The 22249-nt window shown below is 60.1% G+C and carries 13 protein-coding genes and 4 pseudogenes; 10 read left to right on the forward strand and 7 right to left on the reverse strand.

Going from position 1 to position 22249, the window contains the following annotated elements:
- The first annotated feature begins 135 nt into the window (after positions 1-135).
- Positions 136-1569, forward strand: coding sequence for an exodeoxyribonuclease I (gene sbcB, locus AC0V2S_RS14140; protein ID WP_475510299.1), 1434 nt, complete (start codon positions 136-138; stop codon positions 1567-1569).
- 100 nt (positions 1570-1669) lie between these two features.
- Here the strand turns inward: sbcB and mvaT are convergent, their stop codons facing one another.
- The gene (gene mvaT, locus AC0V2S_RS14145; protein ID WP_475510300.1) at positions 1670-2044 is read right to left on the reverse strand and encodes a histone-like nucleoid-structuring protein MvaT; all 375 of its coding nucleotides are present in this window, start codon (positions 2042-2044) and stop codon (positions 1670-1672) included.
- Positions 2045-2350: 306 nt separating this feature from the next.
- On the opposite strand from mvaT, the gene purU reads away from it, so the two are divergent.
- Together purU and AC0V2S_RS14155 are read left to right on the forward strand one after the other, a co-directional pair.
- Positions 2351-3202, forward strand: coding sequence for a formyltetrahydrofolate deformylase (purU, locus tag AC0V2S_RS14150; RefSeq protein ID WP_475510301.1), 852 nt, complete (start codon positions 2351-2353; stop codon positions 3200-3202).
- 30 nt (positions 3203-3232) lie between these two features.
- Entirely contained in the window at positions 3233-3403 is a 171-nt protein-coding gene (locus tag AC0V2S_RS14155; RefSeq protein WP_475510302.1) for a hypothetical protein, read from the forward strand.
- 8 nt (positions 3404-3411) lie between these two features.
- On the opposite strand, the gene AC0V2S_RS14160 is transcribed toward AC0V2S_RS14155, so the two are convergent.
- Positions 3412-4332 carry a LysR family transcriptional regulator gene (locus tag AC0V2S_RS14160; RefSeq protein WP_475510303.1) on the reverse strand — a complete coding sequence of 307 codons (921 nt, stop codon included), beginning with the start codon at positions 4330-4332 and terminating at the stop codon, positions 3412-3414.
- A 177-nt stretch (positions 4333-4509) separates the two neighbouring features.
- Positions 4510-6387 carry a methyl-accepting chemotaxis protein gene (locus tag AC0V2S_RS14165; RefSeq protein ID WP_475510304.1) on the reverse strand — a complete coding sequence of 626 codons (1878 nt, stop codon included), beginning with the start codon at positions 6385-6387 and terminating at the stop codon, positions 4510-4512.
- 129 nt (positions 6388-6516) lie between these two features.
- Here AC0V2S_RS14165 and AC0V2S_RS14170 point away from each other — a divergent pair.
- Positions 6517-7987, forward strand: a pseudogene (locus tag AC0V2S_RS14170) (helicase HerA-like domain-containing protein); the annotation flags it as partial.
- A 963-nt stretch (positions 7988-8950) separates the two neighbouring features.
- On the opposite strand, the gene AC0V2S_RS14175 reads toward AC0V2S_RS14170, so the two are convergent.
- The 3 genes and pseudogenes from AC0V2S_RS14175 to AC0V2S_RS14185 form a co-directional block, all read right to left on the reverse strand.
- Entirely contained in the window at positions 8951-9172 is a 222-nt protein-coding gene (locus tag AC0V2S_RS14175; RefSeq protein WP_475510305.1) for a hypothetical protein, read from the reverse strand.
- Between the two features lie 453 nt (positions 9173-9625).
- Positions 9626-10204 carry a methyl-accepting chemotaxis protein gene (locus AC0V2S_RS14180; RefSeq protein WP_475510361.1) on the reverse strand — a complete coding sequence of 193 codons (579 nt, stop codon included), beginning with the start codon at positions 10202-10204 and terminating at the stop codon, positions 9626-9628.
- Positions 10181-10942, reverse strand: a pseudogene (locus AC0V2S_RS14185) (PAS domain-containing protein); the annotation flags it as partial. The gene AC0V2S_RS14180 and the pseudogene AC0V2S_RS14185, both read right to left, overlap by 24 nt.
- Positions 10943-11281: 339 nt before the next feature.
- On the opposite strand from AC0V2S_RS14185, the pseudogene pqqF reads away from it, so the two are divergent.
- The 6 genes and pseudogenes from pqqF to AC0V2S_RS14215 all read left to right on the forward strand — a co-directional run.
- A pseudogene (pqqF, locus tag AC0V2S_RS14190) lies at positions 11282-13339 on the forward strand (pyrroloquinoline quinone biosynthesis protein PqqF); the annotation flags it as partial.
- 23 nt (positions 13340-13362) lie between these two features.
- Positions 13363-13779, forward strand: a complete 417-nt coding sequence (locus AC0V2S_RS14195) for an insulinase family protein (protein ID WP_475510306.1) — start codon at positions 13363-13365, stop codon at positions 13777-13779.
- Positions 13780-13925: 146 nt separating this feature from the next.
- Positions 13926-14234 carry an EthD family reductase gene (locus tag AC0V2S_RS14200; RefSeq protein WP_475510307.1) on the forward strand — a complete coding sequence of 103 codons (309 nt, stop codon included), beginning with the start codon at positions 13926-13928 and terminating at the stop codon, positions 14232-14234.
- A 304-nt stretch (positions 14235-14538) separates the two neighbouring features.
- A pseudogene (locus tag AC0V2S_RS14205) lies at positions 14539-16688 on the forward strand (PQQ-dependent dehydrogenase, methanol/ethanol family).
- Between the two features lie 52 nt (positions 16689-16740).
- The gene (gene aldA / locus AC0V2S_RS14210; RefSeq protein ID WP_475510308.1) at positions 16741-18177 is read left to right on the forward strand and encodes an aldehyde dehydrogenase; all 1437 of its coding nucleotides are present in this window, start codon (positions 16741-16743) and stop codon (positions 18175-18177) included.
- Between the two features lie 262 nt (positions 18178-18439).
- Positions 18440-19609: an integrase core domain-containing protein gene (locus AC0V2S_RS14215; RefSeq protein WP_475508601.1), complete on the forward strand. Its 1170-nt coding sequence runs from the start codon at positions 18440-18442 to the stop codon at positions 19607-19609.
- Positions 19610-20270: 661 nt separating this feature from the next.
- On the opposite strand, the gene AC0V2S_RS14220 is transcribed toward AC0V2S_RS14215, so the two are convergent.
- Positions 20271-22226: a sigma-54-dependent Fis family transcriptional regulator gene (locus AC0V2S_RS14220; protein WP_475510309.1), complete on the reverse strand. Its 1956-nt coding sequence runs from the start codon at positions 22224-22226 to the stop codon at positions 20271-20273.
- Positions 22227-22249: the final 23 nt, after the last annotated feature.

Raw genomic sequence — 22249 nt, forward strand, 5'->3', positions numbered from 1 at the left:
TGGGCTGTGCGGCGAATCATGGTTGTCTGGTCTCGTTGTTCGGCGTGCGCTGCAACATTACGCACAATGAGCCGGCAATTGCCCCAGTGCTAGACTGCCGCCGGCTTTCAACGACGCAGCACATAAGGAACCGCCGTGAGCGCAAGCATCTTCTGGTACGACTATGAAACCACCGGCATCGACCCGCGCAGTGACCGGCCGCTGCAAGTGGCCGGCATTCGCACCGATGAAGCGCTGAATGAAATCGGCGAGCCGGTGAACCTGTATTGCCAACCCAGCGACGATATTCTTCCGCATCCCATGGCCTGCCTGATCACCGGTATTACGCCGGAGCGTCTGGCCAGTCAGGGCCTGGACGAAGCGGACTTCATGACCCGCGTGCACGCCGAGATGGCCACGCCGGCCACCTGCAGCGCCGGCTACAACAGCCTGCGCTTCGATGATGAAGTGACCCGCTACAGCCTGTACCGCAACTTCTTCGACCCCTATGCCCGCGAGTGGCAAGGCGGCAATACCCGCTGGGACCTGATCGATGTGGTGCGCACCGCTTACGCCCTGCGCCCCGAAGGCATTGTGTGGCCGCAGGAGGAAGGTAGGGTCAGCCTCAAGCTTGAACGCCTGACCGCCGCCAACGGCATCGACCATGGCCAGGCCCACGATGCGCTGTCGGATGTGCGCGCCACCATTGGCCTGGCCAAGTTAGTGCGCGACCAGCAACCGAAACTGTATGACTACCTCTACCAACTGCGCAGCAAACAGAAGGTGCTCGACCAAGTTCGCCTGTTGCAACCTCTGGTGCATATATCCGGGCGCTTCTCGGCGGCGCGTAATTATCTGGCGGTGGTGTTGCCATTGGCCTGGCACCCACGAAATCGCAATGCATTGATTGTCTGCGACTTACAACAAGACCCGGCCCCGCTGTTGGATCTTGATGGCGATAACTTGCGGGCTCTGCTTTACACCCGCCGCGACCAATTGGCCGAGGGACAGTTGCCGGTGCCATTGAAACTTCTGCACATCAATCGTTGCCCGGTGGTGGCTCCCATGGGTGTACTGCGTGAAGAAGATAAACAACGGTTGCAACTCGATATGCACGAAATTGAACAGCGTGCGGCGCTGCTAGTGGGCAGCCAGGCAACTTGGCAAACCAAACTGCATACCGTGTATGGCGCCGAAGAATTTACCCCCAGCGAAGATCCCGAACAGCAGTTATATGACGGTTTTATAGGTGATCGTGATCGGCGTTTGTGCGAACAAGTACGCAGTGCCGAACCGCAGCGTTTGGCCCAGGAGCAGTGGCCATTCGATGATGCGCGGCTACCGGAATTATTATTTCGCTACCGCGCACGCAACTTTCCCCACACGCTTTCGCCGACCGAACAACAGCAATGGCATTTATTCTGCCAGCAACGCTTGAGTGCGCCAGAATGGGGCGCGCCTAATACCCTGGCTGCCTTCGACGCCGCCTTGCAGCAGGCCTGGAGCACCGCCACCGAGGCGCAGCAACGCATTCTGCAGGCATGGCGTGACTATGCCGTTTCGTTGCGTGAGCGTTATGGGTTGCAGTAGTTGGCCTTAAATAATCAGCCATAAAAAACGAGCAATAAAAAACGCCGGCATAACCGGCGTTTTTTATTTGTCCCGAAACCGGACTGGGTCCGGTGGGTGATCAGTCGAGCAGGGTAGCCCAGCCTTCAACGGCGGCTGCGCCCCACTTGGCTTTCCACTCTTTCAGGGTTTTGTGATTGCCACCTTTGGTTTCGATGACTTCACCGGTGTTCGGGTTCTTGTATTGCTTAACTTTGCGAGCGCGCTTGGTGCCAGTGGCTTTAGCGGCGCGTGGGGCTTTGCTGGATTTGGCATCCGGGTCGAGCATGGCAATGATGTCACGCAGCGACTTCTGGTATTCGCCCATCAGGGTGCGCAGTTTGCCTTCGAATTCCAGTTCTTTTTTCAGCTTGTCATCTTGCGAGAGGTTTTTCAGACGCTCTTGCAGTTCTTTGATGGCTTCTTCTGTAGCGCGATATTCATTGATCAGGGACATGGGCGACACCTTGGAATCTGTGGTCTGGGGTTAGTGTTGGTAATAATAGTCACGCACTTTATGCAAGTAAACATGTTTGAATAGTTTTAGCCGAATTAGTTTCAAGACTATTGAATGTCTCATCCTGTTACAGCCAGCGCTGCGCAATAAATAACTTTTGCTGTGCAAATAATGGCTGTCGCGCATTTAAATCCCTGTACTAAGCAGGGCTTTGCCTACCGCCTGCGCATGCGTCCGCAAAGGCTGCTGAACTTTTCCCGCGCTGTCGCTAGAATGGCCGCCTTTGTGAGTTTCTGGAGTTCCCGCATGCGCACTTTTCGCTTGGTAATCGCCTGCCCCGACGGCGTCGGTATCGTTGCCAAGGTCAGTAACTTTCTGGCGACCTATAACGGTTGGATCACCGAAGCGAGCCATCACTCGGATAACCAGAATGGCTGGTTCTTTATGCGCCATGAAATTCGCGCCGATTCGCTGCCATTTGATATCGACGGTTTCCGTCAGGCGTTTGCACCCATCGCCAAGCAATTCTCCATGGAATGGCGCATCACTGACTCCGAGCAAAAGAAACGTGTAGTGCTGATGGCCAGCCGCGAATCCCACTGCCTGGCCGACCTGCTGCACCGCTGGCACAGCGACGAGCTGGACTGCGACATTCCCTGCGTGATCTCCAACCACAACGATCTGCGCAGCATGGTCGAGTGGCACGGCATTCCGTTCCACCACGTACCGGTGAACCCTCTGGACAAGGCACCAGCCTTCGCCGAAGTCACCCGCCTGGTGCGTGAAGCCGGTGCCGACGTGGTGGTGCTGGCGCGCTATATGCAAATTCTGCCGCCGGACCTGTGCCAGGAATTCGCCCAGCGCGTGATCAACATCCACCACAGCTTTCTGCCATCGTTTATCGGCGCCAAGCCGTATCACCAGGCATCGCTGCGCGGCGTGAAGCTGATCGGCGCCACCTCGCACTACGTCACCGAAGAACTCGACGCCGGCCCGATCATCGAGCAGGACGTGGTGCGCATCAGCCACCGCGACAGCATCGAAGAGCTGGTGCGCCTGGGTAAAGACGTGGAAAAAATGGTGCTGGCGCGCGGCTTGCGCTATCACTTGGAAGACCGTGTGCTGGTGCACAACAACAAGACTGTGGTGTTCGACTGATGTGTTCGGTCGAGTGCCGAGGACCCTGCTATGGCTGACCCACTCGACCGCGCTACCTCAACCCCGCCACCAACCCTGGGTGAAGGCTGCCTGAGCCGTTACGACCCCGAGGCGATGGACGAAGAGACCGGCACCGAATTCGAGGACGCCGCCAAGCTCTGGGATGAGTTGAATCCGGCGCCGGACAAACCGGCGTCGTAACGCCTACCTCAATACGCCATTCCCATCCGATCACTCATGCACGCTTCCAGCCGCGAGCGCAGCCAGCGCTCGGCCGGGTCGCTGTCCATTACGCTTAACCACACCATCGCCAAGTCCAGGGTCGGGGTGGGGAAGGGCATCGGTTCCACAAACAGCTGCCCCGAGGCGGCCATGGCGTTGGCCGCATAGTCCGGCAGGCTGGCGAGCAAATCAGTCCCGGCCAGCAGTGCCGGCAAGGCGCTGAACTGCGGCACCGACAACACCACATGGCGCTTGCGGCCCAAGTCATTCAGCCACTCATCCACCAACCCGCTGACGTTGGCCGTGTGCGACACCAGCACATGCGGCCGTGCGCAATATTCATCCAGGGTCAGCGGCCGATCAGAAGCGTCGGCGCGCATCAGCCGCGGATGGATATGGCGCAGCAACTTGCGCTTGGCGTTGGCCGGCAAGCCGCGGGTCTGGCTGATGCCCACGGTAATTTCACCATTGGCGAGCAAATCCGGAATACGCCAGTAATCCACGTGCTGCACCACAAACACCACCTTCGGCGCCTCCTGGCGCAGGGTGCGCAACAGCGGCGGCAGCAGGCCGAACTCCACGTCATCGGACAGGCCGATGCGAAAGGTCATGGTGCTGGTAGCAGGGTCGAAATCGTGGGTCAGGCTGAGGGCCACCGACATCGCGTCGAGGGCCGGCGAGAGATGCTGAATCAGTTCCTCTGCACGCGCCGTGGGTTCCATGCGCCGGCCGACACGAATAAACAGCGGGTCGTTGAACATCGCCCGTAAGCGATTGAGCGCAGCGCTGATGGTGGGTTGGCCGAGAAAGAGTTTTTCTGCCGCGCGGGTGACATTGCGTTCTTGCATCAGGGTTTCGAACACCACCATAAGGTTGATGTCGGCCTTGCGCAGTTCGTTGCGATTCATCGATGTCGGTCCCCCACCGGCAACGTGCGACCCAGACGGCCGCGCTGCGCCATGATAAGAACGCAGCGGCGGTTGGGTCTATCAGCGTTTTTCGATCAAAAGCATCGAGGCTGAAGCCTCTCCCACAAGGGACCGAGTGCTCTTGTGGGAGAGGCTTCAGCCTCGAGTTGTTGATCTTCAGATTCTGAAGCTGTCCACCAAGTGCTTCAAACGCGTGGCCTGCTGCTCCAAATCTCCACACGCACGCAACGTCGCCTGCAAGTTCTCCACCCCTTCCTGGTTGAGCATGTTGATTTCGCTGATATCCATATTCAGCGACTCCACCACCGAGGTCTGCTCTTCGGTCGCGGTGGCCACCGACTGGTTCATGCCGTCGATTTCCCCAATGCGCTGCGTCACGCTGCCCAGCCGTTCGCCAGCGCGGTTGGCGATTTCCACGCTTTCTTCGCTGTAGCGCTGGCTCTCGGTCATGGTGGTCACCGACTCGCGTGAGCCCACCTGCAGCTCTTCGATCATCTTCTGAATTTCCTGCGCTGACTCCTGGGTGCGGTGGGCCAGGTTACGCACTTCGTCCGCCACCACGGCAAACCCACGACCGGCTTCACCGGCACGGGCGGCCTCGATGGCGGCGTTCAAGGCCAGCAAGTTGGTCTGCTGGGAAATGCTTTTGATCACTTCGAGAATCTGGCCGATATCGACCGTCTTGCCATTAAGCGTCTCGATATTGCCGCACGAGGTGCGGATTTTGCTGGAGAGCTCGTTCATGGCATGGATGGTTTTTTCCACCACCTGGCGACCATCTTCAGCCAGCACCTTGGCGTCGGAGGCCTGCGTCGACGCATCGGCCGCGTTGCGGGCGATTTCCTGTGCCGCTGCGCCGAGTTCGTTGATGGCCGCCGCCACGCTGTTGGTGCGGTTGGCTTGTTCGTCCGAATTCACCATCGAGGAGTTCGAGGCATTGACCACCAGCTTGGCCACCTCGTTGACCTGCGCGGTGGCCGAGGACACTTCGCGGATCGAGCTGTGAATCCGTTCAACGAACTGGTTAAAGGAGGAGGCCAAGTCACCGAATTCATCGTTCGATTGCACCGTCAGGCGCTTGGTCAGATCGCCTTCACCCTGGGCGATATCGCGCATGGCCTTGGCCATGACATGCAGCGGTTGCAGCAGCACGCGGATCAACATGCCGAGCAACAGCAAAATGCCGATCACGGCGATCACCGTGACCACCACGGCCGAGGCACGGAACTTGGTGAGCATGGCAAAGGCTTTGCCTTTATCCACCGAAACGCCCACGTACCACTTCACCGACGGCAGGCCGTTCACCGGGGCGAAGGTCAGAATGCGGTCTTCCCCGTTCAGCACGTTTTCACTGATGGCGCCGCTGATGCTTGGCGTGTTGTCGGGGTACAGGTCCTTGAGGTTCTTCATCACCAGGTCTTTGTTCGGGTGCACCAGAATCTTGCCGTCGGCGCTGACCAGAAAGGCGTAGCCCATGCCGCCAAAATCCAGCGAGTTGATGATTTTCACCAGCGCGGTAAGGCTCAGGTCGCCGCCGACCACACCTGCGGTTTGCGCCGGGGTGGCGATAGTGATGATCAGCGCGCCGGTCGCGGCGTCCACATAGGGTTCGGTAAGCGTGGTGGTGCCGGCGGCCATCGCGTCCTTGTACCAGGGGCGGGTGCGCGGGTCGTAGCCAGCCGGCATCTCGCTGTTGGGGCGCATGATAAAGGTGCCGTCGGCGCTGCCCAGGTAGGTGAAGTCGAAGGTCGACGTTTGCGCCTTCTGCTCCAGCAGTTTGCCCACCGCGTCGGCCTGGCTGTTGCTGGCAATCGATTGCGCCGTGCTTTCAACCAGCACGATGCGCCCCGACAGCCAGTTCTGGATATTGCTTGCAGTGACCTCGCCCATCTCCTGCAAGTAACTGTTCAAGTCGTCTTTGATGGCGTTGCGTTGCAAGTAGTCGTTGTACAAGGTGAATAGCGCGAAGGCGGCGATCACCACCAATGAAGCCGCAAGCAGAATCTTGTGGCTGAACTTCAGGTTATTGGTCATGGCTTCTTGCGTCCGGTGGGCACTGGTACCAGTCTTGGCTGGTTCGCAGGCGTTGTGTCGATCGACTCGGCTCCGTGTCTTTCGTTGTGTCGGCCACACTGCATTAAAGCTTTAAAACGGGAGAGTGAGATGCCAGGGCAAAATGAATTTTTTATCGGCGCCGATCCCGCCGGGCAACCGGTGGCCCAAGCCTTGCGCCTGGCCAACCGCCACGGCCTGATTGCCGGCGCCACCGGCACCGGCAAAACCGTCACCCTGCAACACCTGATGGAAGCGTTCAGCGACGCCGGCGTGGCCGTGTTCGCCGCCGATATCAAAGGTGACCTGTGCGGCATCGGCGCTGCGGGCACCCCGCAAGGCAAAGTAGCCGAACGCATCGCCAGCATGCCCTGGCTCAACCACAGGCCGCAGGCGTACCCGGTAACGCTGTGGGACGTGGCGGGCGTGAGCGGCCATCCATTGCGCACCACCCTGAGTGAAATGGGCCCGCTGCTGCTGAGCAATCTGCTGGAGCTGACCGACAGCCAGCAGGCCGCCCTTTACGCCACCTTCAAAGTGGCCGATCGAGAAGGCTTGTTGCTGCTGGACCTGAAAGACCTCAAGGCCATGCTCAACCACCTCAAAGACCACCCCGAACTGCTCGGCGCGGATAGCGCGTTGTTACCAGCGGCTCCAGCCAGGCCGTGCTGCGGCGCTTGGCAGTGCTGGAGCAGCAGGGCGCCGATGCCCTGTTTGGCGAGCCGGCGCTGCAACTGGAAGACATCCTGCACCCCGACGCCGATGGCCGCGGGCGCATTCACCTGCTCGATGCCAGCCGCCTGGTGCACGAGGCGCCGAAGGTGTACGCCACTTTCCTGCTCTGGCTGCTGGCTGAACTGTTCGAGCAACTGCCCGAGCGGGGTGATGCGGACAAGCCGTTGCTGGCGCTGTTCTTTGACGAGGCTCATCTGCTGTTTGCCGACACGCCCAAGGCGCTGCAGGAACGGTTGGAGCAGGTGGTGCGGTTGATTCGTTCCAAGGGTGTGGGCGTGTACTTCGTGACGCAATCGCCGGGCGATTTGCCGGATGACGTGTTGGCGCAATTGGGTTTGCGTATCCAGCATGGGTTGCGGGCGTTTACCGCCAAGGAACAGAAATCGCTGCGCGCGGTGGCCGATGGGTTTCGCAGCAACCCGGCGTTTGACACGTTGAGTGTGTTGACCGAGTTGGGCATTGGCGAGGCGTTGGTCAGCACCTTGGAAGAGAAGGGCACGCCGACTGTGGTGCAGCGGGTAGCCATTGCGCCGCCGCAATCGCGGATCGGGCCACTGAATGACGCCGAGCGTGCGGTGTTGATTCGCCAGTCGCCGCAGGCGGGGCGGTATGACAAGGCGGTGGACCGTGAGTCGGCGTATGAGCGGTTGACCACCCGGGCGGCTGCCGCCAGTGAAAACCAGGAGGCGCCGCCTGTGGCGGAGGGTAAGGCGGGGGGTGGGTTTGCCGAGATGGCTGGGAGTTGTTGGGTGGGGTGGCGGGGCAGGCGTTGAAGAGCGCCGCGCGGCAGGCGGCGAATCAGATTGGGCGGGAGTTGGTGCGGGGGTTGTTGGGGTCGTTGATGGGAAGAAACGGCGGTAGGGATTGTTTTTGTCGGGTGTGCTACGCGCACCTCGCGATGTTTTGTCGGGCGGTTTTTTTCTTCATTACCGCGAGTGCTGGACGTTTTTGTTTCGCGCCTTACGCGCGAGTTTCTTTTTCCAGTCGCCGAAAAAGAAACCAAAAAGGCTTGCCCCCACCTTGGGTTTTCACTGCGTGAAAACTTCCCTCACTCCGTCGCCGCTCCAGGGGCCGGCGAGAAGGGCCATCCATGGCCCTCACGCCTTTCGCGGCTCCCGGCCGCTCAACCCCTTCCACGACGACTGCGCTCGGCCTGCGCTCAAGGGGCGGGCAGATCACAAGCCAGATCAAAAACAAATCAAAACAGATCAACTGCCCCTCACCCCAACCCTCTCCCGCAAGCGGGAGAGGGGGCAGTTCTTTGTAGGAGCCAGCTTGCTGGCGAACCCTGGAAAAGGTATTCGCGAATTGTGTTTGCAGGGTTCGCTAGCGAGCTAGCTCCTACGAAAAGCAAAACGCGGTAGCCGCCATATGTCACCCCTCTCCCGTTTGCGGAGAGGGGCCGGGGGTGAGGGGATTTTGATCTTGATCTACCGCTTTTGATCTACCCGCCACTTTAGCGCAGGCCGAGCGTAGTCGTTGCGTAAGGGGTCGTAGCGGCCGGGAGCCGCGGAGAGGGATGGGGCCATGGATGGCCCTCAGCCCGGCCCCTGGAGCAGCGACGTAGCGAGGGTAGTTTTCACGCAGTGAAAACCCCAGGTGGGGGCTAGACCTTTTGGTTACTTTTAGGGCGATGCTAAAAGTGACTCGCGCGTAAGGCGCGAAACAAAAACGTTCAGCACGCGCGGAAATGAAGAAGTAAACCGATCGTCAAATATGGCAAAGGTGCCTCGCGCGTAAGACGCGAAACAAAAACGCCCAGCACACGCGGCAACGAAAACCACCAAAACATAAGCCATTACTTAAAAGATCAAACATCCAACTCTTTATCCGACTCCCCCCGAGCCTTCTGTTCTTTCTCAATCCTCTCCAACTCCCGCTCAAACGCCTGATCACGAAAGTTGGCGCGTTTGCGCCACGGCTTGCGTTCCGGATCCGGTTGGGCGGCGTAGGTCACAACTTCCCCGCCATACACGTCCTGATAACGCTGCGCCTGGCGCTCAAGTTCGGCGCGCAGTTCGTCTTTGGTCACTCGTTCTGTAGTCCTGATAAGCCCGGCGCCCGGGATGCCTGCTGGCATCGCTGTGTTAGCGCGAGGAGGACAAAGCAAGGCTCCGTCCGGTTTGTCGGTTAAGTGTTTGTTTCTAGTTAATATCTAATTAAATCAATGCGTTATGCATAAATCTCGAAATAATTAAATCGCCGACGTTTTTACGTCGCGGGCTGGATTATAGCCACGTGAAATGGAAAATCTATGTACCGTTAATCCCGTGCGCTTATTCATTGCCCACTATTGGCAACCTGAATAGTCGCTAAAAGAAGCCAAGCGCCCCGCAGGTCGCAGGACCGGCGAAGTGTCTATTAATACGGTCGGATAGAAGTGGCCGGTATTGCCGGCCACCGCCTCGCTTATTTCGGAAATAACAGGTAGCGGTTTAAGGTATTTCGAGCCTGTTGCAAGTCAGCCGTACACCGCAACGTAGCATCAGGCTTTTAACCGATTGGCAAACTGGCCAATCGCATCCACCACTTTCTGAGCGCCGTCCTGAATTTCAACAATCACCGCGCCGGCTTCATTGGCCAGGCCCAACCCTTGCTCAGCCTGTTGGCGGCTGCTGGACATACTGTCCACCGCCGTTTGCGCCAACTGCTGGTTCTTCTGCACCACTTCCACAATCTCTTCCGCCGCCTGGCTGGTACGCCCGGCCAGCAACCGCACTTCGTCGGCTACCACGGCAAACCCACGGCCTTGCTCACCGGCGCGCGCCGCCTCGATGGCCGCGTTAAGCGCCAACAGGTTGGTTTGCCCGGCAATGCCGCTGATGGTTTTGATGATCGAGCTGATTAGCTGCGACTGCTTGTCCAGCGCCTCAATGCCTTCGGCGGCATCCTGAACTTGCAGGCTGATCTGGCGCATGACATCGACGGTCTGCTGCACGACCGTGGCGCCTTTCTGTGCGCTGCGGTCGGTGAGTTGCGAGGTGCTGTAAGCGATATTCGCTGCCTCGGCGACTGCAATCTCCTGGTTGACCTGATCGGAAATCACCGTGGCGAACTTCACCACTTTGTACAGCCGGTCATGGGCGTCGTGTACCGGGTTGTAGGAAGCCTCCAGCCACACAGGCCGACCATAGGAGTCCACACGCTTGAACCGCCCGGCCACGAAATCGCCTCGGTTGAGCTTGGCCCAGAACTCTTTGTAGCCCTGACTGTTCACTTCCTGCGGTTCACAGAAAAGCGAGTGATGCTTACCCTTGATCTGTTCGAGGGAATACCCCATTGCACCGAGAAAATTGGGGTTGGCGTTGAGGACTTCACCTTTGAGATTGAACTCGATCACCGCCGTGGAACGCAGCAGGGCGTTGATGATGCCTTCGTGTTCTTTGGAGGTTTCAATGGTGCGCGTCAGGTCGACGGCAAACATCGAGAAGCTCCTGAGCTTGGATTTGCTGTCACGCATGGGCTGCCAGATGATGCGTAGCCAGGCTTCCTGGCCGTTGCCGCGCAGCAAGCGATAGGCGCCGCGCAGATGCTCACCCGCTTGCAGGGAATGCTTGATGCGGCGGTAGTTTTCTTCGCTGCGAAAGCTTTGCGGAAAAAAATCATCCAAGGCGTGCCCAATCAACTGCTCGGGCCGGTAGAGCATCTCTTTCAGAAAATTATCGTTGGCTAACGTGATGCGGCCGTCGATATCAACTTCGAGCACCAACATCTCGTCGTACAGCGACTCTTTGACCTGCCGGGTGCGTGCCACTTCTTCTTCCAGCACTGCCAAGCGTTCTTTGAGCTGATTATTGAACATGCTTTCTTACCCACCTTTAGAAGGAGTGCATTCCATTTGCTTGATACGTCGGCACGGCGAAATCTTCCTGAAGCGTAGAAGAGAAATAAAAGCTAGGCAGGGGATGCAACAATTTGTTTCTGCTTAATAGTGTTTTGCAGTCACCGTCTTACGCATTAAACAAACGTTAAATCGCGGCGCTATCGACAAATTGCCAATGTGCGGCGCTTGCCTTGGCGTGCTATCTGCTTTTATAGACATATCCCTGTGTTTTCTTGACGTCGTTTTAGTGCCAAAGACGCATTGCGCCAGCCGCGCCTACCCCCAACGCTATCGCTCCCGCCGCAGGTTATTTACCGCATGTTGATTCACGACCGTTCCCAGCCACTTGCCCAGCGCCCGGAGCCCCCTCGGGGAGATGCGCCGCTGCTGCATTTGGCCAACGGTCTGCCGGTGCGGCTGCTGCACCTGCCCAACGCACGGCGCGCCTCGGCGTTTATTCGGGTGGCCGCCGGCAGCCATGACGCGCCGCTGCAATACCCGGGGTTGGCGCATTTTCTCGAGCATCTGCTGTTTCTTGGCAGCACCGGCTTCAGTGCCCAGGAAGGTTTGCTGGCGTACGTGCGCGCCTGCGCTGGCGAGGTGAATGCCAGCACCCGTGAGCGTCATACCGAATACTTTTTTGAAGTGCCGGCCGACAAACTTGCCGACGGGCTGGCGCGCTTGTGCGACATGCTCGCCCGGCCGCTCTTTGAGGTAGCCGCACAATTGCGCGAGCGCGAAGTGCTGCAGGCCGAATTTGTCGCTCGCGGCCAGGACCGCAATACGCTCGCCGATACTGCGTTCGGTCAGGCGTTGGCTTACGGCCACCCCTGCGCCGGCTTCCATGCCGGCAACCGCGACAGCCTCAAGGTTGAGCACGCCGCGTTTCAGGTGGCGCTCGAAGACTTCCACCAACGCTTCTACCAGGCCGGGCAAATGCAGCTGGTGTTGGCCGGGCCGCAGTCGTTGAGCGAGTTGCGTCAGTTGGCTCAGCAGCACGCCGGGGTTTTGCGCGAAGCGCCGCCGTTATTGCAGAGCGCCGCGCCCGCCGTGTTGCCGCTGCGTTGCGCTGCTTTGCAGGTGCAAGTGCCGGCCGGGTTGCCGCAACTGAGCCTGTGCTTCGCCCTGCAAGGGCTGCCTGCCGGCTACCCGCAGGCACTGGATTTTCTGCAAACCTGGCTCACCCACGAAGTGGAAGACGGCCTGCTCGACACCCTGCGCTCGCGCGGCTGGTGCGATGCCCTGCAGGTGCGGCGGATTTATCAGTACGGCGATCAGGCGCTGCTGAGCATCGACCTGCAACTGAGCGACACCGCCAATGCGCACCATCGCGCCTCCATTCGCACGGCGCTGTTTGACTGGCTGAGTTTTTTCAGCGACCAGGACGACTGGTTGCCCTGGCGCGACGAATACAGCCGCATTGCCGCCCAGCGTCTGCACGGCGCCACCCCGTTGCAACTGGCGCGGTTGTGGAGCGAGGGCCCGGTCACTGCCGGGCATCTGGGCAGCGAACAACTGTGGGCGCTGCGCCAACTGCTGAGCCAGTTGCAGCCAAACCATCTGCTGGAATTGTTCTGCAGTACCGAGTCGGTGGCGGCACAGCGGCAACTCGGCTTTACCCTCAATGTGGTTGAGCAGCCGCGTCAGCCGGCGGCGGTGGAGTATTGGAATTGGCACTTGCCCAACGCCAACCCGTTGCTGCAGCCACAGCCACTCTCTGTCCAACTGACTGCACCGACATCCACGCCGGGGCTTATCTGGCTGCCTGGCCCGGAGCTGGCGGAAGAGGGCGCGGCGTTCTACCTGCACTGGTGCTTCGCCGAGGCGCCGCCCGATGGCTTGTTCGAGGTGTTACAAGTGGCGGTGCGCGCCAGCCTGCAACTGGCCGAACAAGCCGGCGTGCAGGTGCGTTTCGAACAACAGGACAGCGGCTGGCAATTGCTGCTCAATGGCCGCCCCGAAGTCTTTCCCGCTTTGCTCGCCGACTTGGCCAAGGTGCTCGTGCATCCGCCCAACCTGGCCTGGGGGCAGGGCATGCGCCGGCACCGCGAAAAGGCTGGACGGGCCGGCAACGAGCCCCTGGTGCGTCAGCTCTGGCAGCGCGTGCCGGAATTCTTCGCAGTCCATCAGGCCGACGGCTACAAACTGCTGCCTACCCCCAACGCGCTGGCCCTGTGTTGGGCCGGCGCGCAGCATCAGGCCCTGGCCGTCGGGGTGCCGAACGCCGTGCGCGGGGCCTTGCAACAGCAGTTGGCGGTGCTGCCGGGCGAAGGCCAGACGCTGCAACGTGCGCCCAGCGCGGCGCAGGCCGGGCGGGTTTGGCGTGATGCCGGGAGCGGTGGCGACGAAGCGGCGCTGGTGCTGTTCTGCCCCTTGCCTGATCAACAGCCGCTGACGAGGTGGCCTGGCGCCTGCTCGCCCAATGGCTGGAAAGTCCGTTCTTCCAACGCCTGCGCAGCGAACTGCAATTGGGCTACGCGGTGTTTTGCGGCTTTCGGCAGATGGCCGGCCGGCCCGGTGTGCTGTTCGCCGTGCAGTCACCGAGCGTCAGCGTGGCGGCGATTGCCGAGCACATCGACGTGTTTCTACACACCCAGAAAGAACGCCTGGCGCTGCTCGATTCAACGCAACTGCACATGCTGTGCAGCAACCTGATGGACCAGTTGGTGGCGCAAACCAACAGCATGGCAGGGCTGGCCGATCAGGCATGGCTGGCCCAGCAGCGCGGTTTGCCGGCGCATTGGTCGATACAGGTTCAGGCGCAGTTGGCGCATATCCAGCCGGCGGATATGCAGGCAGCGTTGAGCAATTGTTAAATGCCAGCGGAGGTTGTTATGCGTTGGCCAATGCACCGAGTCCGGGCGCTCCTTGGCAGGCTCAGCGCTGACCACCCCGTGCTTTCGTAATAGCCGTCCGCTCGGTAATACTGGTAGCCCCTCACTCGACAAGAAGGACCCCCTCCATGTTCAAACTCAGCGTCTTCTACCCCAATACCCCCGAAGCCAAATTCGACATGGACTACTACGTAGGCACCCATATGCCACTGGTGCAGCGTCTGGTCGGCGAGGTGTGCAAAGGCACCGGCGCAGACAGCGGCCTGGCCGGCGGAGCCCCGGGTGCCCCGGCGCCTTATATCGCCATCGGCCATGTGTATTTCGACAGCGTCGAAGCCTTTCAGGCCGCCTTCGCGCCACACGCGGCCGAGATCGTTGCGGACATTGCCAACTTCACCAACGTCGAACCGACCATGCAATTCAGCGCGGTGCGCTAAATCGCGAAACCCGCAAAAGCGGTCCTGCGGGTAAACCACCGTCGGCAGGAGCGGTTTTAGGCGCGATGCTTTTGACCTTGAAAAGCATCGCGGCTAAAGCCTCTCCTACGGGTGCTACACCTGTCGCAACACCTGTCGTATTCATGCGACACCCGCCCGCTACGTCTGCAAACGCTCGCTGCGCTACAACCCTCGTCCTTACTGGTCTCCAGCCCAATAAAGAACCCCTGGCACACCCGTTGCTCCAGTCCCTTGAGTCAGCAGCGCGAAGCTGCGGCTCCTAATAAGAACTGGAGATTCCCCGATGAATCAGATTGGCCTGCAGCGGTGCCTTTTCGCCTCCCTGCTCTTGAGCGCAGCCATCAGTGGCCACGCCTTGGCACTCGACAAACCTGCCGCTGTCGATGGCGCGCGTATCAGCGCCGCCGACAGCGAGCCCGGCAACTGGATGACCACCGGCCGTACCTACGACGAGCAACGGTTCAGCCCGCTGAAAAAGATCAACGACGGCAACGTCGACAAGCTCGGCCTGGCCTGGAGTTACAAGCTGGATATCGACCGTGGCGTCGAAGCCACGCCCATCATTGTCGATGGCGTGATGTACACCACCGGGCCGTTCTCCATCGTCTATGCCCTGGACGCGCGTGACGGCAAACTGCTGTGGAAATACGACCCGCAGTCCGACCGCTCACGCGCCGGTGAAGCCTGCTGCGACGCGGTAAACCGTGGTGTAGCGGTGTGGAATGGCAAAGTCTACGTCGGCGTGCTCGACGGCCGCCTCGAAGCCATTGACGCCAAGACCGGGCAAAAAGTCTGGAGCGTGGATACCCGCACCGACCCAAGCCGCAGCATCACCATCACCGGTGCGCCGCGCATCGTCAAAGGCAAGGTCATCATCGGCAACGGCGGCGCCGAGTTTGGCGTGCGCGGCTATATCACCGCCTACGACGCCGAGACCGGCAAGCAAGACTGGCGCTTCTTTACCGTGCCCGGTGACCCCAAGGAAATGCCCAAAGGCAAAGGCATGGAAATCGCCGCCAAGACCTGGTTTGGCGACAACTTCGCCAAGCAGGGCGGTGGCGGCACCGTGTGGGATTCGATGTCTTACGACCCAGAGCTGAACCTGCTCTACATCGGCGTGGGTAACGGCTCGTCGTGGAACCCGCGCATTCGCAGTGAAGGCCGCGGCGACAACCTGTTCCTCTCGTCCATCGTCGCCATCAACCGGATAACGGCGAATACGTCTGGCACTACCAGACCACGCCGGGCGATGCCTGGGACTACACCGCCACCGCGCACATCATGCTGGTGGACATGGAAATCAACGGCAAGCCGCGCAAGGTGCTGATGCAGGCGCCGAAGAACGGCTTCTTTTACGTGATCGACCGCGCCACCGGCGAATTGCTTTCGGCGAAAAACTTTATCCCGATCAACTGGGCGACCGGCGTCGACATGAAAACCGGCCGGCCGATCCGCAACGAAAAAGTCTCGGACTACTGGAAAGACCCAGAGAAAAAAGCCCGCCTGATTCAGCCGGCCTTCTGGGGCGCGCATGACTGGCAGCCTATGTCGTACAACCCGGCCACGGGCCTGGTGTATATCCCGGCGCACATCATGTCGGCCATGTACCAGGATGTTGAAGGCGCACCGCCGCGCTCCAAGTTCAAGAGCATTTACCAGCTCGACGTGAACACCGGGATGATGCCGGAAGACCCAGAAGGTCTGCGCAAGATCGCCGATACCTGGACCGGCAAACTTATCGCCTGGGACCCGATCAAGCAGGAAGCGCGTTGGGAAGTGCCGTACAGCACCATCTTCAACGGCGGCACCCTGAGCACCGCCGGCAACCTGGTATTTGAAGGCACCGCCAATGGCCGTGTAGTGGCCTATACCGCCGACAAAGGCACCAAGGTCTGGGAATCGCCGGCCAATACCGGGGTGATGGCAGCACCGGTTACCTATGAGGTAGACGGCGAACAGTACGTGACCTTTATGGCTGGCTGGGGTGGCGCGTTCTCGACCTTTGCTGGCGCGTTGTCGCTGCAGGCCGGGGTTAAACCCAACGCCCAGGTACTCACCTACAAACTCGGCGGCACCGCGAAGTTGCCGGCCCTCAAAGACCGCTTCGCCGACCGCAAACCCGAGCCGCCTGAGCTGACCGGCACTACCGCGCAGATCGACCAGGGCCGTGAAACTGTTCAACGGCAGCTGCTCGCAATGCCACGGCATCAACGCCATCAGCGGCGGCGTGGTGCCAGACCTGCGCACCCTGAGCAAGGAAAACCACGAGCGCTTCCTCGGCATCATCTACGGCGGCGCATTCCGGACGGCATGCCGTCGTTCCAGGGCCATCTGGATATTCAGCAGGCCGAGGCCGTGCACCAGTACCTGATCAAGCGCGCCTATGACCTGCAAGACCAACTGGCCGCCGCGAAGAAAACCGCCAGCAAGTGACTTATAGCCGCCCGCTGCGGCGGGCGTTTTTGCGTGAACAGGAGACACCCGTATGAGCAACATCCTGACCTACGAGAACTACATCGATAACGCCTTTATCGGCAGCGAAGAGCTGATCGAGGTGTACAACCCGGCCAACGCCGAGTTGCTGGCGCGCGTGCCGCAAGCCACCAACGTACAAGTGGGACGCGCCATCGCCGCCGCGCGCAAAGCGCAAAAAGGCTGGGCCGCCAAACCCGCTATCGAGCGCGCCGGCTACCTGCGCAAAATCGCCCAGAAAGTGCGCGACAACGCCGAGCGCCTGGCGCGCATCATCACCCAGGAGCAAGGCAAGGTGCCGGGCCTGGCCATGGTGGAGGTGAACTTTACCGCCGACTACCTCGACTACATGGCCGAGTGGGCACGTCGTCTGGAAGGCGAAGTGCTGAGCAGCGATCGCCCGGGCGAGCACATCTTTTTGCAGCGCAAAGCATTGGGCGTAGTGGCCGGCATTCTGCCGTGGAACTTCCCGTTCTTTTTGATCGCCCGCAAGATGGCGCCGGCGCTGATTACCGGCAACACCATCGTGATCAAACCGAGCGAAGAGACGCCAATCAACTGCTTCGAATTCGCCCGCCTGGTGGCTGAAACCGATCTGCCGACGGGCGTGTTCAACGTCGTTAGCGGCACCGGCGCCGGCGCTGGCCATGCGCTGACCAGCCACCCTGGTATCGACCTGATCAGCTTCACCGGCAGCGTGCTGACCGGCTCGCGCATCATGGCCGCTGCCGCGCCGAACATCACCAAACTCAACCTCGAACTGGGCGGCAAGGCGCCGGCCATTGTGCTGGCCGATGCCGATCTGCAACTGGCGGTAAGCGCCATCACCGCCTCGCGGGTGATCAACACCGGGCAAGTGTGCAACTGCGCCGAGCGGGTGTATGTCGAGCGCAAGGTGGCTGATGAATTTATCGACAAGCTGGCCAGCGCCATGGCGGCTACCAAGTACGGTGATCCGTCAGTGGATGCGGATTTGGATATGGGGCCGTTGGTTAACCAGATCGGTTTGGACAAAGTGGCGCAGATGGTGAAAACCGCGAGCGGGCAGGGTGCGCAGATCATCACTGGCGGCGCTGTGGCCGACCTAGGCAAGGGTTTCCACTACCAGCCGACGGTGTTGGCCGGTTGCTCTGCGGATATGGAGATCATGCGTAAGGAAATCTTCGGGCCGGTGTTGCCGGTGCAGATTGTGGATGACCTGGATGAGGCCATTGCTCTGGCCAATGACAGTGAGTATGGGCTGACGTCGTCGCTGTATACGCGCAATTTGAGTGCGGCGATGAAGGCTGCTCGTGAGATTGATTTTGGTGAGACGTATATCAATCGGGAGAACTTTGAGGCGATGCAGGGGTTCCATGCCGGCACGCGTAAATCCGGGATTGGTGGGGCGGATGGCAAGCATGGGTTGTATGAGTTTACGCATACGCATGTGGTTTATATCCAGGAGTAAATCCTGGGAGTTGATTAGGTAAGCAGTGCTTTTGGGCGGGCTCACTTCACGGGTGGGCTCGCTTTTTTTGCTTTGGTGTTTCTGGTTTACCGCGTGTGCTGGACGCTTTGTTTCGCGCCTTACGCGCGAGTTTCTTTTGGCATTGCCCCAAAAGAAACCAAAAGGTCTAGCCCGGTACGACTCACCCACATAGGTAACAAATCAGTTCAACCACATGGGTAACAGTTTTTAACCTAGTGGGGTCTCCTCAGGAGGGTGCCCCATGCCGTGGCGAGAACTGAAACCTATGGACGAGAAAGTGTTGTTTATTGCTGACTACCTCAGGCAGGTCAGCAGCTTCACTGCGTTGTGCGAGCACTTCGGCATCAGTCGAAAGACCGGCTACAAGTGGGTGGAACGCTACAACCTAGCCGGTATGGAGGGGTTGGCTGAGCAAAGTCGCCGCCGCCGCGAACAGGTGTGCACCCCCTTTGTTATTCGTGAATACATCCTCGATCTGAGGCGCCGATCTGCCGTTGAGCTGGGACCGAAGAAGATCCAGGCACTGGTGGAGCAGCGATACCCTGGGCAGAGTCCTTCCCGGACCACGATCTACACCATCCTTAAGCAGGCGGGGTTGGTCACGCCCCGCCGGCTTCGTAAGCGGGTGCCCAGCTATCCAAAGCCGCTTAAATCCACCAACGAACCTAATGAACTCTGGAGCGCCGACTACAAAGGCCAATTCCTGACTCAGGACGGGAAGTGGTGTTATCCGTTGACGGTGATGGATCACGCCAGCCGCTTTCTGCTGGCTTGCGAAGGCATGTCTGGCACGCGATTGAAGGAAACCCAGTCGGCTTTTGAACACCTGTTTCGCTGCTACGGATTACCTTCGCGCCTGAGAACAGACAACGGAACCCCTTTCGCCAGCGCTGGCAAAACCGGCCTAAGCCAATTGTCCATTTGGTGGTTACGGCTGGGCATCATTCCTGAGCGAATAGCACCTGGTCGCCCCGAACAGAATGGGCGCCACGAACGCATGCATCGCACGTTGAAACGCGCCGTCACTCACCCCTGTTCTGCGCATATGGCAGAGCAGCAAAAGCAGTTCGACCTGTTTCGTCACAACTACAATGAGCAGCGGCCGCACGAAGCGCTAAACCAGAGCACGCCCAAATCGCACTACCAGAGTTCGCCACGCCCATACCCTGAACGGTTGCCGGAGCCGGCCTATCCTGGCTATGTCGAACCACACCGTGCCGACTGCAGCGGAATCATCAATCGGCACGGCATGCGCATCTATGTGGGGCACCTGTTGAAGCACGAGCTAGTTGGGCTGGAGCAAATTGGCGATGATCTTTGGGCCATACATTTCGGCCCGGTAGTGATCGGTAGGCTGGACGAAAGGGAGCAGAAGGATGGATATCTATCCTTGAAAGTGTCACCCATGTGACTGAACACTTTTGTTACCCATGTGGTTGTCTCGTACAGCCCCCACCTTGGGTCTACGCTGCGCTCCGACTTCCCTCGCTCCATCGCCGCTCCGGGGGCACGCCACGACGGGCCGTCCCTGGCCCATCGTGCCTCTCGCGGCATCCATGCCGCTCAACCCCCTCCGCGACGATTCCACTCGGCCTGCGCTCAAGGGGCGGGCAGATCAAGATCAAAAGCCAGATCAAAAACAGATCAAATGCCCCTCACCCCAACCCTCTCCCGCACGCGGGAGAGGGGGCAAATCGGAGTGGTTTTTTCGCCTTACGTCACCCCTCGCCCGCGTGCGGGAGAGGGGCCGGGGGAGAGGGGCCTTTGATCTGGCTTTTGATCTACCGCTTGTGATCTACCCGCCCCTTTAGCGCCAGGCCGAGCGTAGTCGTTGCGCAAGGGGTCGTAGCGGCCGGGAGCCGCGGAGAGGGATGGGGCCCTGGATGGCCCTCAGCCCGGCCCCTGGAGCAGCGACGTAGCGAGGGAAGTCGGAGCGAAGCGTAGACCCCAGGTAGGGGCAAGACTTTTTGGTTTCTTTTGTGTCGACTGACAAAAGAAACTCGCGCGTAAGGCGCGAAACAAAACGCCCAGCACACGCGCCAATGAAGAATTACCCCTATCTAAAATCCACCTCAAAAAACCTCATTAGGCTGCACAATCCCATGCTTCTTCATCTTCCGATAAAGCGTCGACCGCGATATCCCAAAGCTCTCCGCAGCCGCCGTGATATTCCACTGATGCTGCCTTAAAGTGGCATACAAATGCCGAACCTCATCCCCACCCAACTGCTCAGCCAAGCTATTACTCAACGGCGCAACCGGCGCACTAACCGCCACCACAGCACCCTGCAACTCCGCCGGCAAACACTCCCGATCAATCACCCCATCCTCAGCCAACGCCACGGCATACCGCAGGCAATTCAAAAGCTGCCGAATATTCCCCGGCCAGCCATACCCGAGCAACCGCGCCCGCGCCTCTTCATCCAGCCGCAACCCCCGCGCCCCTGGCTGCGCACGCAACAACTGCTCAATCAATTCCTCCCGATCACTGCGCTCACGCAACGCCGGCAAATGCAGCGTCATGCCACTCAACCGATAAAACAGATCCTCACGAAACTGCTTGGCACTGATCATCCCCGCCAAATCCTGGTGGGTAGCCGACACCACCTGCACATCCAGCGCCACCGGCGCCTCAGCTCCCAAAGGCGATATCTCCCGCTCGGCCAACACCCGCAATAAACGGGTTTGCAGATGCGCCGGCATATCGCCGATTTCATCGAGAAACAACGTGCCGCCATTGGCCAGTTCCAGCTTGCCTTTCTGGCCCTTCTTGTTGGCGCCGGTAAAGCTGCCGCTGCGGTAGCCGAACAGTTCGCTCTCGATCAGGCTTTCCGGAATCGCCGCGCAATTGAGCGCCACAAACGGCCCGCTACGACGCACGCTGGCCTGATGGATGGCGCGGGCGAAGGCTTCTTTGCCGGTGCCGGTTTCGCCGGTGATAAGCACGGGAATGCCCTTGTCGAGCACCTTGCGAATCCGCCGTACGCCTTGTTGCAGCAGCGAGTCGTTGCCGCCCAGTTGGTCGAGTTGCGGGTGTTGCGGTGCAGCCGGTTTGACCTGCTGGTTGGTACTGACCTGCGCCGGCCGCACCCGGCCCACCGGAATCCGCAGGCCGACATCCACCAGCGCCTCATCGATCAGCGCACGCATCTGCACGCCACGTGCGCCGCCGCTGGTCATGCTCAACAGTTCGTCGACGCTGGCGGGTAGAAGCGTGTCGATACGCCTACCAAGCAGCGCCTGGTGTTGCACCTGGTCATAGGCGACAAACGCCGAGCGGTTGGCGCCGATGATGCGCCCGCTTTCGTCGATGGCCAGCAGCTGCTCGTTGGCCAGGTCCGTGATGTCGTCGCGCGGTTTTATAGCCAGGGTCAGGCAGTCGCGGTAGCGCTGGCGGAAGTGGGTGTTCTCGATCAGTCGCGCATACATGATCACCAGTTGCAGCGTCAGGTATTGCGCCTCTTTCGGCCCGTCGCTATTGAGGCTGGTGGCGTTCAGGCAGCCGCGCAGCAACCCCTGCGCATCGAAGATCGGCGCAACCGAGCAGCTCAGGCGGAAGTTGGAGGTGAGGAAGTGTTCGTCGCGGTGAATGGTCATCGCCTGCTCGGCCGCCAGGGCGGTGCCGATGCCGTTGGTGCCGGCCACCGATTCGTCCCAGCGTGCGCCGACGATCAGGCCCGATTGGGTATACGGGTCGCGCTGCTCGGGCAGGCGTGAGTCCAGGGTGATGCCGTGTTCATCGCTGAGCAACACGGCAAACCCGGCCTGCACCACGCGCTTGGCCAGCCCGGTCACGCCCTGGCTGGCGATGGCCAGGTACTCCTGGTGTTGCTGCTGGTGCTGGCGGATTTCCTCGGCGGTGAGGATGTGTTTGACGTTCACCGCGCGCGGGTTGAGCTGGTACAGGTTCACGCTGCGGTACAGCGATTCGGCAATCACCCGGTCGGGGTGAAAGCTGCGTTCGGGGAAGTGGTCTTTCACGAACGCGGCCAGTTCACTGGCATTGGTTTCCACGGCATGCAAAGGCATAGCAGTACTCCCGGTGGCCGATG

It is taken from the genome of Pseudomonas sp. CC11G (genome assembly GCF_056174845.1).

Coding starts and splice junctions, on each gene's coding strand:
- AC0V2S_RS14215 (WP_475508601.1), top strand. CDS start 18,440: ATGCCGTGGCGAGAACTGAAACCTATGGACGAGAAAGTGTTGTTTATT.
- AC0V2S_RS14160 (WP_475510303.1), bottom strand. CDS start 4,332: ATGAATCGCAACGAACTGCGCAAGGCCGACATCAACCTTATGGTGGTG.
- AC0V2S_RS14165 (WP_475510304.1), bottom strand. CDS start 6,387: ATGACCAATAACCTGAAGTTCAGCCACAAGATTCTGCTTGCGGCTTCA.
- AC0V2S_RS14200 (WP_475510307.1), top strand. CDS start 13,926: ATGTTCAAACTCAGCGTCTTCTACCCCAATACCCCCGAAGCCAAATTC.
- AC0V2S_RS14220 (WP_475510309.1), bottom strand. CDS start 22,226: ATGCCTTTGCATGCCGTGGAAACCAATGCCAGTGAACTGGCCGCGTTC.
- mvaT (WP_475510300.1), bottom strand. CDS start 2,044: ATGTCCCTGATCAATGAATATCGCGCTACAGAAGAAGCCATCAAAGAA.
- purU (WP_475510301.1), top strand. CDS start 2,351: ATGCGCACTTTTCGCTTGGTAATCGCCTGCCCCGACGGCGTCGGTATC.
- aldA (WP_475510308.1), top strand. CDS start 16,741: ATGAGCAACATCCTGACCTACGAGAACTACATCGATAACGCCTTTATC.
- AC0V2S_RS14155 (WP_475510302.1), top strand. CDS start 3,233: ATGGCTGACCCACTCGACCGCGCTACCTCAACCCCGCCACCAACCCTG.